The sequence below is a fragment of the Crocosphaera sp. genome (assembly GCF_030064895.1).
GTDB lineage: Bacteria > Cyanobacteriota > Cyanobacteriia > Cyanobacteriales > Microcystaceae > Crocosphaera.
Window position 1 is genome coordinate 1 of sequence record NZ_JASJEB010000122.1, and the last position, 13141, is coordinate 13141.

15 protein-coding genes and 1 pseudogene are annotated in these 13141 nt (G+C 35.4%); 10 read left to right on the forward strand and 6 right to left on the reverse strand.

The features are described from left to right. From QNJ66_RS22930 to QNJ66_RS22965, 8 genes and pseudogenes are all read left to right on the forward strand, one after another. Nucleotides 1–106, forward strand: a pseudogene (locus tag QNJ66_RS22930) (RNA-guided endonuclease TnpB family protein); the annotation flags it as partial. 40 nt (nucleotides 107–146) lie between these two features. Continuing rightward, on the forward strand, nucleotides 147–1100 hold the full coding sequence (locus QNJ66_RS22935) for a glycosyltransferase family 10 (protein ID WP_300510960.1): 954 nt from the start codon (nucleotides 147–149) through the stop codon (nucleotides 1098–1100). 21 nt (nucleotides 1101–1121) lie between these two features. After that, a complete protein-coding gene (locus QNJ66_RS22940) occupies nucleotides 1122–2114 on the forward strand; it encodes an Npun_R2821/Npun_R2822 family protein (protein ID WP_300510961.1) in 993 nt (330 codons plus the stop codon). 14 nt (nucleotides 2115–2128) lie between these two features. After that, nucleotides 2129–3049 carry an Npun_R2821/Npun_R2822 family protein gene (locus QNJ66_RS22945; protein WP_300510962.1) on the forward strand — a complete coding sequence of 307 codons (921 nt, stop codon included), beginning with the start codon at nucleotides 2129–2131 and terminating at the stop codon, nucleotides 3047–3049. Between the two features lie 53 nt (nucleotides 3050–3102). Continuing rightward, nucleotides 3103–3411, forward strand: coding sequence for a CU044_2847 family protein (locus tag QNJ66_RS22950; protein WP_300510963.1), 309 nt, complete (start codon nucleotides 3103–3105; stop codon nucleotides 3409–3411). A 123-nt stretch (nucleotides 3412–3534) separates the two neighbouring features. Then, entirely contained in the window at nucleotides 3535–5097 is a 1563-nt protein-coding gene (locus QNJ66_RS22955; RefSeq protein ID WP_300510964.1) for a serine protease, read from the forward strand. Between the two features lie 97 nt (nucleotides 5098–5194). Continuing rightward, nucleotides 5195–5485, forward strand: a complete 291-nt coding sequence (locus tag QNJ66_RS22960; RefSeq protein WP_300510965.1) for a nucleotidyltransferase family protein — start codon at nucleotides 5195–5197, stop codon at nucleotides 5483–5485. 125 nt (nucleotides 5486–5610) lie between these two features. Then, complete coding sequence (locus QNJ66_RS22965; RefSeq protein WP_300510966.1) at nucleotides 5611–5928, forward strand: hypothetical protein; 318 nt, start codon at nucleotides 5611–5613, stop codon at nucleotides 5926–5928. A gap of 42 nt (nucleotides 5929–5970) precedes the next feature. Here the strand turns inward: QNJ66_RS22965 and QNJ66_RS22970 are convergent, their stop codons facing one another. Next, nucleotides 5971–6456, reverse strand: coding sequence for a hypothetical protein (locus QNJ66_RS22970; protein WP_300510967.1), 486 nt, complete (start codon nucleotides 6454–6456; stop codon nucleotides 5971–5973). Further along, nucleotides 6453–6839 (reverse strand): nucleotidyltransferase domain-containing protein, encoded by a 387-nt coding sequence (locus QNJ66_RS22975; protein WP_300510968.1) that lies wholly within the window; start codon nucleotides 6837–6839, stop codon nucleotides 6453–6455. The genes QNJ66_RS22970 and QNJ66_RS22975 overlap by 4 nt, the downstream gene beginning before the upstream one ends. A 239-nt stretch (nucleotides 6840–7078) precedes the next feature. Here QNJ66_RS22975 and QNJ66_RS22980 point away from each other — a divergent pair, with 239 nt between their 5' ends. Beyond that, entirely contained in the window at nucleotides 7079–9616 is a 2538-nt protein-coding gene (locus QNJ66_RS22980) for a hypothetical protein (RefSeq protein WP_300510969.1), read from the forward strand. 267 nt (nucleotides 9617–9883) lie between these two features. Here QNJ66_RS22980 and QNJ66_RS22985 read toward each other — a convergent pair whose 3' ends face one another. The 4 genes from QNJ66_RS22985 to QNJ66_RS23000 all read right to left on the reverse strand — a co-directional run bounded on the left by QNJ66_RS22985 (nucleotide 9884) and on the right by QNJ66_RS23000 (nucleotide 12433). After that, nucleotides 9884–10057 (reverse strand): hypothetical protein, encoded by a 174-nt coding sequence (locus QNJ66_RS22985; RefSeq protein WP_300510970.1) that lies wholly within the window; start codon nucleotides 10055–10057, stop codon nucleotides 9884–9886. A gap of 287 nt (nucleotides 10058–10344) precedes the next feature. Further along, nucleotides 10345–10614, reverse strand: coding sequence for a 50S ribosomal protein L27 (rpmA, locus tag QNJ66_RS22990; protein ID WP_300510972.1), 270 nt, complete (start codon nucleotides 10612–10614; stop codon nucleotides 10345–10347). Nucleotides 10615–10653: 39 nt separating this feature from the next. Further along, nucleotides 10654–11052: a 50S ribosomal protein L21 gene (gene rplU, locus QNJ66_RS22995; RefSeq protein WP_300510973.1), complete on the reverse strand. Its 399-nt coding sequence runs from the start codon at nucleotides 11050–11052 to the stop codon at nucleotides 10654–10656. Between the two features lie 328 nt (nucleotides 11053–11380). After that, nucleotides 11381–12433, reverse strand: a complete 1053-nt coding sequence (locus QNJ66_RS23000) for a hypothetical protein (protein ID WP_300510975.1) — start codon at nucleotides 12431–12433, stop codon at nucleotides 11381–11383. Nucleotides 12434–12753: 320 nt separating this feature from the next. Here QNJ66_RS23000 and QNJ66_RS23005 point away from each other — a divergent pair, with 320 nt between their 5' ends. After that, nucleotides 12754–13101: a rhodanese-like domain-containing protein gene (locus QNJ66_RS23005; protein ID WP_300510976.1), complete on the forward strand. Its 348-nt coding sequence runs from the start codon at nucleotides 12754–12756 to the stop codon at nucleotides 13099–13101. Nucleotides 13102–13141 lie beyond the last annotated feature (40 nt).

The following is a 13141-nucleotide window of genomic DNA, read 5'->3' on the forward strand; positions in this document are numbered from 1 at the left end:
GGTGTCGGGGGTGATGAACCTAGATAACTGGCGTAGGGGTTTACCTCTGTGGGCAGAAATATCTCATCGTGAGGTGGGAAGCCCCAACTATACTGCTTGCAGTTAGTTGGGGAGGATGTCACAACACTAACCAGAGGAAGCATTGTGTGAGCCAAAAAATCGTGGGAATGCTAACCAGTTATACAGGTCTACAAAATAGACGGGATTGGTTATGGAAACAAACCCCTCAACCGTTTGGGGTTTGGGACCATATTCAAATGTTAGGAAATGATCCTAGCCCTGATTTTCTATTATTATATCAATTTGATTTTCCCTTACCTCCACCCCCTAAACCTTGGTGGAAAAGTTGGCGAAAATCCCAAGTTTCACCGATTAATATTCCTTCCTTACTCAGAGATGTTCCTCAAGAACGTATCATTTATTTATTAAGAGAACCTCCCCTGGATGAAGTTGTTAATAGAAACTGCGCTAATTATAATGATGCGAGTCGTTATTGTGGCTATGTTTCAGGGCCAGATAACTTTGCCCCTCACCCGGATTATATGCCGGCAATTTGGTATGTTAATAATGAGTTTGATCTGTTAGACAAGGGGAATATTCCTGAAAAAGTTAAACGGTGTAGTTGGATTACATCGGGTATTAACCGAACAGAAAATCATCGCCGTCGTCTCGCCTTTTTACAGCTATTAAGGGATAATAATTTTGAATTCGATCTTTATGGAAGAAACTTACCTGAGTCCAGCAAAAGTCAAGGTACTTTAGAAAATAAATGGCATGGCATGGCTCCTTATTATTATAACTTATCTATCGAGAATTATGCCGATAATGAATGGTATGTGAGTGAGAAATTATGGGATGCTTTATTATGTTGGTGTTTACCCATTTATTATGGGGGAAGTGCAGCAGATAAATTATTGCCCCCAGGTAGTTTTTTACGGTTGCCTAGTCTGGATGAAAAAGGTCTAGAATATATTAGAGAAGTAACTGCTAGTTTGGATGCTTGGCACGAAGCTAAAAATGCGATCGCAGAGGCAAGACAGATTATTCTCCATGAACTAAACTTAATGAACTGGTTAGCAGATTTTGTGAGAAAATTTTGAATAGTTTAACTATTACGTAATATGGATGGAATTTGTACGTTAGGGAATGATTACGTTTTCGATCAAGTAGTGGCTTTACTTAACAGTATTGAGGTCATTTATGGGCAAAAAATGCCGGTTTGTATTTATCCTTATGATGATAATACAGATAAATTAGCAGCAGAAATTGCTTCCCGTCCCCAGGTAACATTATATAATGATTCTGTTTCAATGGAACGATGGGATAGCTTTGCTAAAGCAGTTTGGGATACTCATCCCACAGCGCGTCAAACTTGGGAAAAAGCAGGAAGTAAAGGTTATCATCGTTTTGGAACCCATCGCCGTTATTGTGCATTTGATGGACCATTTGATCGCTTTATTTATATGGATGCTGATACTATTTTAATGAGTAATTTGGACTCTATTTTTGCTCAACTAGATGATAATGACTGCATTATTTATGATTTTCAGCATAAGGATTTAACCCATGTTTATGATGTAAATTCAAACAAATTAAGAGATGTTTTTCCAGAAGAAAGATTAAATAAGGAAATTTTTTGTTCCGGATTTTATGGTTCTAAGAAAGACTTATTTTCAGAAGAAAAAAGAAACGAGTTAATTAATTATTTAGATAAAGGAGAAGCCGAAATATTATATTGTATGGCACCAGATCAAACCATTATTAACTATATGATGATGCGATCTGATTTTTCTATTTATAATTTAGCTTTAAACTTACCTCAAGAGGAAAAAACAGGATGCTGTGTCACATCTTCTCATTTTGAAAACAAAGATAATATTTTATATGATAAAGGAAATCGATTAACCTATATTCATTATATTGGTATTTCTTCGCAGATTTTTAAAAAAGTTTGTCAAGGAGAAAACATTGATTTTCCCTATCGGGATATTTTCCTCTATTATCGTTACCATAATCAACCAGAAAACTTACCAAAATTTACCCAAAAAGCTGTATATTATCAACAAAAGCCTACGGTAACCCAAAAAATACTTAAAAAATTAGGACTAAATTAATAGAGGAAAAAATTATGACCCGTGGTATTTATATTACAGCTAACGATAAAGTTATTGAACAAGCGATCGCCCTCTTAAAAAGTATTCGATTTTATGATAAAAATACGCCGGTTGTTCTCATTCCTTACGATGATAACTATAAAGTTATTGCCAAGAAATTAAATGAAGATTTTGGCGTAACAGTTTATCCAGACTTAGACTTTATTGAAAGATTATCAATTAAATTACAAAGTATTTTTGGAGAAGATTTTTTTGCCCGTCCTAATCAATTTCGTAAACAAGCTTGTTGGTTTGGTGAATTTGATGAATTTCTCTATATTGACACCGATATTGTTGTCTTTAAAAAAATAGTTGATGATTTGGACTATTTTACTGACTATGATTTTATTTGTTATGATTATCAACATAAAGCAGGAATTAAAAATGTTTTTTCTGAAAAAATAATCGAAGATAAAGTCTTTACTGAAAGTGAACTTAGGGGTATGTTTAATGGCGGATTTTGGGCATCAAAAAAAGGGTTAATTTCTGAAGAAAAAATTTATCAAATCTTTGAAGAATGTGCAGCCAATATTGATTACTTTGACTTTACCTATAAAACCTCCGATCAACCGATTATTAACTATATGATTTTAAAGAACATTGAACGGAGATTTAACTTAGCCCATGAACCAGATAAAAACCCTGGAAACTGGGCAGGAACAGGTCATTTTCGACAAGAAGGGTATGAATTAATTGATCCAAATAATAATCAAACTCTTCATTATTTACATTGGGCAGGAATTAAAATTAAACCAGGTTGTCCCTATTGGGATATTTGGAAACACTATCGTTATCTCGGAGAAACCGCACCAGATGATGGAGAATTAATTAAAACAGAAACAGGAATAAAAACACAAATATTGCAACAAGTGAAGAAAATTTTGAAGAGAAAATAAACCATAATTATTGTTGTCTAATTCATGAATTATCAAAGAATAGAGTTAAGTAAATGGCATCCCAAAAAATTATACCTTTAAGATTATCAGATGGAGAAACCATCAAAGTTGAAGTAACTCAAATTGGTGAACAACCAGTATCCTCAGAAACAAGGATTTTTAAGAAAGCAACAGGTATTATTAAATCCATTGCTAATGATGTTGCAGAGACATTAAAAGAAGTAAACGAAACAGTTAAACCAGACAAATTTAGTGTTACTTTTGGTTTAGAAATTGCCGTGGAAAGTGGAGAATTAACTGCTTTAATTGTTAAAGGTACTGGTAAAGCTAATCTAGAAATTACTATGGAATGGGGAGAGTAATGAAGTCAGAAGTCAGAAGTCAGAAGTCAGAAGTTTAATAGATATTTTAGGACTTCTGGTGAGATTTTGTTAATAATATTAAGTCTCTACAACTTAAGGACATAAAAAACATAAAATTAGCCTATGATGACTAGAGAATATTTACAACAATGTACTGTCCGTTTAAACCATGGTGAGAGTCAAGGGACAGGATTTTTTGTTGCTTCTGGGTTCATTTTAACCTGCGCTCATGTTGTAAAAATTGTAGATGATAAACCTATAAATGTTTTTTGTAAAGCTAATAATCAAACTTATACCGCTAAGACTGAAATATTACTAAAATATCCTCTTGATTTGGCCTTGCTAAAATTAGAGGGTGATATTCCTAAACATAGTTGTGTTAATCTCGATGAAAAAGAACCAAAAATTAATCAAGATTTATACATTTTTGGTTATCCTAAAGGTGAAGGAGTAAACTATTCAGAAGGAGACTCAGCAACCTTTAAATATGAGGGGGAAAGTTTTAAGAAAAATGTTCTGCTTTATAAGTTAAAAAAAGGACAACTTATTGATGGGTTTAGTGGTTCCCCGTTACTTAATTTAGAGACAGGAAAAGTCTGCGGAATAGTCAATATTTCCCGTGATACTAGCAGTGATTTAGGGGGACGTGCTGTTTCAACTAAAGTCATTTTAGAACAATTTCCAGATATTGCAGAACTCAATCAACAATTTCATCAACAACAAAAACCCAGAGATAGCAACCCCTTTCAATTTGGTTCTCCTGTGCCACCTGAAAGCTTCTATGGACGACGAAAAGCAATTTTAGACTTCAAAAATAGAATTGGAGCAATTGAGCCTCAGTGCATCAATATTGTGGGATTAAGGCGCAATGGAAAAACCTCTCTCTTGCACTATATTAAAGAACGTCCAGCACAATTTTTTCAACCTGAACAAAAACCCCTAATCATTTCCCTTGACCTCAGTAACGGTAAGTTTCACAGTCCAGAGGGTATTCTCGAAGGAGTGAGACGGGGTATCAAAAAGCAGATAGGGAAAGAACCTTGGTCACGGGAAGATAATACAGACCCCTTTGAGATAGAAGATAGCTTACAGGAATTAGTTGATCAAGGTGATCGTTTAATTATTATGTTAGATGAGTTTGAAGCTATTAGTCGACGACTTGAACAATTCCAAGATTGGGGAGAAGATTGGCGTTCCAAAGCTTGCGCCGGTCTTTTGACCATGGTTATCTTTAGTAAACGTCCTGTTAGTGAACTTTATCAAACCTTAAGTCTAACCTCTCCTTTTGCCAATATTTTCAGTACCACCATTCTCGGTGCATTAGAAAAGAAAGCTTGGCATAAATTAGTAGAAGATGGCTTTAATAAGGATTTTGCACCCTTATCATGGATTGATGAGTTAGCCGGTGGGTTGCCTTATTATGTGCAGATGGCAGCCTCATTATGGTGGCAATATCGGGATGATGAACAAGCAAAAAAAGAGTTTATTTTCCAAGCAACGCCAAGATTTCAGGAACTTTGGAAAGATTTAACCGAAGTTGAACGTCATGCTTTACGCTATGCTGCCGGCGTTTCAGGGTTAGCAGTCCCCAATATAGCTATCATTGATATGCTAAAGCGTCATGGTTTATTGCGTCAAGAAGGTGGTTTGTTTAGTAGTGTTTTTGCAGACTTTATCAAAAAATAGAGATGATAGATGTAGGTTGGGTTGAGGAACGAAACCCAACAAAACCCTAATATACTGTTAATTTGAATAGTTAGTAATTTTTGTAGCAGTTAAAAATATGAACAAAGAAGATTTAATTAACTTTTTAAAGCAAAATTTAACAGTCATTAAAAGTTATGGAGTAACATCATTAGCTTTATTTGGGTCTTTTGCCAGAGATGAGGCAAAAAGTAGTAGTGATCTTGATTTATTGGTAGAGTTTGAAGGAGTAGTTACTTTTGATAACTATATGGATTTAAAGTTTTTTTTGGAAGATAGTTTAGGTTTATCCGTTGATTTAGTCAGTCGGAAAATGTTAAAACCTGAACTACTTAAATCAGTAGAAAAGGATGCTATTTATGTCTCGTAGTTTAAGACTATATTTTTATGATATCTTAGTCAGTTGTGATAATTTAAGTTAGAATAATATTAGTTGTAGATATATTATTGTTCCCTCAGAATGACAATTAAAAATATTATTTAAGGAAAATGATTATGACTGAAACAAAATTAACTCCGAAGGTTCCCACAAAAAGAATATTTCCTGAAAATCAATGGTCACAAGAAAAACTTGATCAGTGGAAAAAGGAAATAGTAGAACATCGTCAGCGTTGCCAAGCAATTTTTAATCGTCTTCAGCCTGAATTAATTAAGACTCACTATAATTGGTACATAGTAATAGAACCCGACAGTGGTAACTATATCATTGAGCAAGATGAAATGAATCTTCTTAAGAACATACGTCAAACTTATCCTAATACTAAAACCTTTCTTTTCCAAATTAATGAAACAGGGGTTTCTGGTACGATATAATGCAAAGAACATTTGGTAATGGGTAAGCAGAGACTACGATTATTATTTAACTTCTCTTTCATCTAAATAATCACAAAATGATTGAATTTCTTGAATAAGTTGATGATGACAACTTAAAAAATTATTAACTACAATTAACACTTTGTCTTTATCTAACTCAAAAGAATAAGCACTTCTGATTACATGACGGAACCGCCGTAATTCATCTAATATAGCCCTTGTTTCTTCTGTAATAACTTCTGTTCTAACATTAGTAATATTAACTGCCATTTGGTCTAATAAATCTCTGTGCCATTTGTTGCCAGTAGGTAAACTCAAATCGATTTCAGTAGCAATAACTTCAAAGATACGCTCTATACCTGTGTAAATTCCATGAAGATTAAGGGCAAGAGAATTCACTAAAGCTTCCTGATATATTGGATTTGAAATATTATTTAATTGTTCCATAAATATTTTTAACTGTTGAATAGCTTGGTAAATTTTATTTAGTTCTTGACTAATTCTTTCTTGGATTAATAACTTACTCATAATTCAATTCCTTGATTAATTGCCTTTAAAATATAAGGGCGTGCTTTTTGAATCTCAACTAAATCTATTTCAAAGGTATGTCCAGAGTCTAAGTCAGCCATAGCTCTAAAATAATCCTTTTCAGAAAGATTAGTTACTGCTAAATCAATGTCAGAATGAGAAGTCATTTTCTCATGATCTAATAAGGAACCAAATAAGATAACTTTGGCAACTCCATACTTTTTTTTTAAGAGATAAGCACATTTTTTGGCAATATTTAATCCTTCTTCTTGCCGTTGCTTCATCTGTAATAAAAATTGTTCACGATTAGCTCTAGCGGTTAAAACTCTCTCAATAATTTCTTGTTTTTTATCTGGAGTTAAAGGTCTTGAAGGTCTGCTCATGGTATTATTCTTAGGGATTCAAGCCAAAAGGTTATTTCAGTCAAGTGATCTTATTGTATAAGAATCTGCCTTAATCCACGGTTTTTGTTGAAACATTTTAGTAGGGTATATTAGCATAGTATAATACACCAGAGATCATGACTTTGGTGTGTTACTGCATCATAGGAATTATAGTTTTTCTGTAATAAATTTAATTTACCTAACGCATCTTACTTAAATCTTTTATTAACAAACATTCTATGAATCGTTTTCTACGCGAAACTTGGGAATTATTTTATTGGTCAATGTTTTGTCCTTCCAAGCTTCAGCAGCGTATGAATGAATGGTGTCCTGCTGAAGAGAAAGACCGAAAAAGACCAGATACTACTTCTTTGGATATTCTTCTAGTGCATTGTAACTTTCGTTTTGTTGCTCAATATTTTCTATTATTACTTTGTCTCAATTTCCCTCTGATTATAAATATTTCTATCCAAGGTCAAGGAATAGATTGGTTACAGATACCTTTCGTCTTATTGGTAACTTATAGTGCTAGTGTTTGGTGTTTCCCCATTGGATTACCTATTCCCTTGATGTGGTTAATCTTTAATCTTCAACAGGATGAATCTTGGTTAAACAGATCAAACGGAGGACTGGATAGTTTGAGTTTTGGTCTAATAATGGTCGTTGTGTTTGCAACAACGATAGGAATAATGGGAACAGTGGCGAGTGTTTTGACTAAATTCATTATTACAAGAGTGCCGATAGTTTTAACTTGCCTCGTTGTCCTCGTTGTTATGGTGGGAGTGACAGTCGCAGTCACACCTGGGATGCTGGTTGGGTATGATACCTTGATAATGTGGGTTATGAGTTCACCTTTGCCCTTATTTATTTTAGTCTGTATCTTAGTTGCTTTCAGCCTTGCAGCAGCAAAGTTCCAATGGCCAGTCATCATTACAGCAGGAATTCTTAGCTTTGAGAAACTTGGTTTCAACTCCTTATTAACCATTCCCATCACATTAATCTTTTATTATCGACTCTTCCCAGACTATTTACTTTCAATACCCATTAGTCTCTTACCATCACTCCCTTTCCTTAAACGTTTTAGCCTCAAACCCCTACAAAATTTAAAACTGCTTCCCCCCTATACAACAGAGTTACTCTGGCTACCTTTACCCAATCACGATCGCATTTTAGCATCCGCTTTCCGTCAAGATATTTCAGCAGCAATGGAAACCTTTAAAAAAATGCAAGCCTTACCCTTACCAGGTTTCCAAAACACCATTAAACAAGCCTTACCCCAAATTATTCCCCATCAATTAACCACCGTCAAAAACTTGGCTGAACTGGTATCTATTACCAAACCAGAACATCCTTTATTACCCTTACTCGTTCCAACCTTCTATCAATCAGATAACGAACTAGAAAACGCCCCTTCACCAGAACTTTCACCCTATATTAAAGCAGAAATTTCTATCATCTTACCGCGCTTACAAGGGGTTGCCAGGGATGTTGAGGCAGCCCTTGAGGCAAGTAACGCAGCCTTACGAGAACGGGGTTTAGAGCGTGTTTTAGATAGATTAGCAAGGTTATCCGCACAACTGCCAGCACTGGGACTTAAACCCCCTGAGATTAAGCGTTGGCAACCTGTGATTACAAGATGGCAGCGAGTCATTGAACTAGAACTAGAAGAACAGCAAAAACAGTCCCAAGGAGAACAAATCAACCCCTTTCAGTTTGGCAACCCTGTGCGTTTAAATCGTGATTACTTATTTAAAGGTCGCCGCAAGTTCGCTGATAATATTGTACGCCGTATTCTTAATCGCGATCGCCCTACCCTCATTCTTTACGGTCCCCGTCGTTGTGGCAAAACTTCTTTTTTATATAACCTTCCCCGTATGTTTCCCAGTGACGTATTGCCTGTATTTCTGGATATGCAAAGCGCAGCTATTACCAGCAGTGAAGCGGATTTTTGTCAGGGTTTAGTCCGGGTTATGTATAAAGATAGCAAAAGTCAAGGAGTTTTGTTACCGACACCTCCAAAACGTAACCAGTTTAAAGAAAGTCCTTACACTGTGTTAGAAGACTGGTTAGACGAAGCATTGGAGAAACTAGAAGATAGACAACTATTACTCAATTTAGATGAATTTGAAAAGATTGGCACAGCTATTAATGAAGGACAAATAAGCTTAAAATTGTTTGATGAATTGCGGCATCTGATTCAACATTACGAACAATTAGGGTTTCTTTTTTCTGGTGTCAAAACCCTCGATGAAATAGGCCCCCACTGGAGTAGTTATTTTATCAGTGTGGTTCCCATTGAAATGCTTTATCTTGAACCAGAGGAAGCAAGAGAATTATTGTTAGATCCTGATCCAGAATTTACTTTGCGTTACGATAAAGGTATTGTGGAAGAAGTCTTGAAACTGACCCGTTGTCAACCCTATTTATTGCAACTTTTGGGGGCAGCAATGGTCACTCAAGCCAATCTTAATCACACCGATACTATTACCCCAGAACTATTAAAAGCTGCTATTGAAGAGGGTTTTATCAACGGTGAACCCTATTTTACGAATATTTGGACAGAGTTTACCGGTGAGTCAGAACCTGAAATATTAGCAGGACAAAATTTACTATTGAATTTAGCTAAAGGAGAACAACCGAATAACAATAGAGATGAGATCAGCGAAAAAGCTTTACAGTATATGTTAAGACATCACATTATTGAACAAATAGATAATCAATATGATTTTGAAATTCTCTTAGTTAAAATGTGGGTAAAACAAAGAGAAAACGCCTAGTTTAAATATTATTGAAGGTCGACCAATTATACTAAATCCCCTTGCCATACCCCCTTTTAACTTGCATAGCTTACAACTTGAAAACTCTCCTGCCTTCCACTCATGTTCCCCTCCTGGGAGAGGTTAGGGGTGGGTTACCCCCTGCCTCTTCTAGAAGATAAGATAGGTTTGAGAACCTGATTTAGTATTACAGGTTTATTGAAAGTTACTAAAAAGCCTAAAATTATTGTACATCCTACAAATTGAACTTATAGACTTTTTGATTGTTTAGCAAGCTTTTAATACGTGACGAGAGGGTATATTCTTTGCGTTAGGTTGTGGCGTTGCTTCAATCACTTGAGCTTCTACAATATAGCAGGAAATATTGATTTCTTTTATCATGTTCTCGGCTTGTTCTCTTGATAAACAAACATATAAAGGGTAATTTCCTAATTCATTCATAATTACATATCCTTTCATGAGTAATAATCCTTTTAGTTTTCAAGTTTGGAGTTAAATGTCAGGGAAGGAAATGAACAACAGGGCAGTGTTTTGATATGGTTAAAATTACTGAAAAAAATATATTTTAAAACACTATATATTGATTAAGTCACAAATTTTGAAAAACGACAACCTAAGTTTAAGGAGTTAAGTAATAATTTAATTAATAATGCGAGGTGAGCAAGTTAGGAGTTGATTAAAAGCTATCAAAAACCCTAAATTACCCACCCTACAAATTAAGCTAGAAATTAAGCTTCTTCGGCAGCTACAGGATAAACGCTGACTTTTCTGCGACTTTTGGTTTTATACTCAAAAGTAACAATCCCATCAATTAAAGAGAAGAGGGTATCATCTTTCCCCTTTCCCACGTTATTTCCTGGATGAACTTTGGTTCCTCGTTGACGAATGAGGATGTTACCAGCTTTGACTACTTGTCCACCGTAACGTTTAACCCCGAGTCGCTGGGCCCGAGAGTCCCGTCCGTTTCTCGTACTTCCTGTTCCTTTCTTGTGAGCCATAATCAGTTATCTCTCTTGTAATATAGGTCTATTGTAGAGTTATTCTCCCTCTGTGGTCTCTGGAGTCGTTTCCGGGGCAGTTTCTGGAGTTGTGTCTGAGGTAGTTTCTGCAATAACAGAACCGTTAACACTAATAGAATTAATCATTAAACGACTTAATTCTTGACGATGACCCCGTTTTTTACGGGTTTTCTTCTTGGGACGCATTTTATAAACGATAACCTTCCGTCCCCGTCTTTCTTCCATCACTGTTCCTTCTACCGTTGCGCCTTCAATAAAAGGCTGTCCAATGGTAATTTCATGGTCATTGTTGATCAATAATACTTTATCAATCACATAGGAACCGTCTTCGTTGGCAGTAAGACGATTGAGATCATAAAAACGGCCAGGTTCAACACGGAGTTGAGTGCCTCCAGCCTCAATAATAGCGTAGCTCATAATTTTATCCTTGTTGTAGTTGCCGTACAGGTAGCCCAAAGTTTCAACCTTTTATGATTGCTACTTTGTGCTTTTTAGCAATGTCATCACCTGATCCGAGCAGGGAATAAGACACACAATCTCTTATTGTAAAATATTTTAGTTAATTATGTCAATTTTGATGTTGATGGCCAAAATTAACGAAAATTGGAGATTGTAGAAAAGCCGATTGGAGATTGATTAAATCAACGATAAATCTAAAATCTAAAATCTACTTTTCCCTTGCCTCCTGTCTTTTAAGCAGGAGTCAATCTACAATCTGCAATCCTTTGACAAACAATCTAATTTATTAACTTTCATCCCCAAAATCAACAAAGACCATACCTGTGTTCTTATCGGTTAACCACTTGCGATACTTTGCGTAAATCTTAACCCCTGGAATAACTTCTTTGAACTCTTTGGGTTGCCTATATTCACTGGGAGGATGTTCTTCACGAATACCAATCACAGCTAGATAATGTCTATACCATTTTCTCATCACATTCATTAACTCCTCAAACTTGATATGAGAAATACCATGTCGATTGGATAAAGCAATATACTGAATCATTAAAGCGTAGGTTTCAGGGGTACTTTGTCGTTCGGAGAGGCCAATAATATCCCGTAATTTTTCAAAAACACTATAATTAACCCTAACTAATGAAAGTAATCCCTTAAAGTCTAATAAATCCCGTTTATCTAAACTTTGGATAATCTCAGAAATAACTCGCAAAATAGAATAATCGGCCAGTTGGTAGGCTTTGAAAAGGGACAATAATTTTAAGCCTAATTCATTATCCGATAATTCATCAAGATGTTTAGCGTAGCTTTGTAGGGCAATTGTCCCTTCTTCTGTTTTAATTTGAGGTAGAGAATCAGCCAATTTCATCTGAACTTGTTCTCGAAATGCTACTTTATCCTCGTGGTCTGATAATAGACTTTCCACAAACTTATAGAATTCTTGCTGTTTTATGCCACGAAATTGTAACTCTATTTGGTCAATGGAAATAAAACAATCTTTGGCATCAATGGCAACTTTCAGTAATTGTACACTATTATTCAGTCCTTGATACTCATTAATTCCTTTACTCAATAAATACTTCATTTTGACAAAGAATAAAAATTCTTGTTTGCCAAACTTCTCACTATCAATAACTTCTGCTGTTTTCGCAAAAACTCCAAGATCCATCATTTCCCGATTATGCAAAAATATTGCGCTTTCTGAGACTTCTGGTTTACCAAACTTTGCTAGTAATTCCTCCATAAGACTATCTTCCCCTATGACGGAACGATTCCACCAGGGAACCTTTTTATGGGATTCTACAGAAAGGGATGTCATGGGAGTATCAGGATTTTTATTCATCGGAGTTTTTCCTCTGGATTCGCGGATCAATTATAGGCTAGGATTAAGTATATAGTGAGTAGACTGGGGTGGCCATTAAGACACTGGATCAATTCCCAGGAGATGATTTGTTAAGTTACCTTAAATATGGCCATAGTGGAAACTACAGTGTTATCATTCCCATAAATTCCCAAAAAGTAACATCTTTTGCCAAACGAATCACAGTATTAGTTCGTTTTAGCTTATTTTTTTCCGCTTTTTTCTCATGAACAATTGTCTTCAGAAATTTGTTTAACAATCTGTTAATCTGTACTTAAATCCACTTACTCTTACAATAGGCAATGAATCAATTTGAATCCCTTCCCGTCATTAGTGTTGAGGAACTAGCAGAACGGTTAAAAGACCCTGATGGGTTACAATTGATAGATGTTAGAGAACCAGAAGAGGTGGCGATCGCTTTTATCGAAGGTTTTGAAGTATTATCTTTAAGTCAATCTCAACAATGGTCTTCAGACATTTCTCAGCGTTTTGATCCCCATAAAGAAACCTTTGTTCTCTGTCATCATGGAATGCGATCTGCGCAAATGTGTCTTTGGTTAATCAACAACGGTTTTACCAATGTTAAAAACATAACGGGAGGTATTGCTGCATACTCTACTAGGGTTGATAGTAAAATTCCTCAATATTAATGACTCAATACTGCTTTAATATTAACATCCATTTTATCAA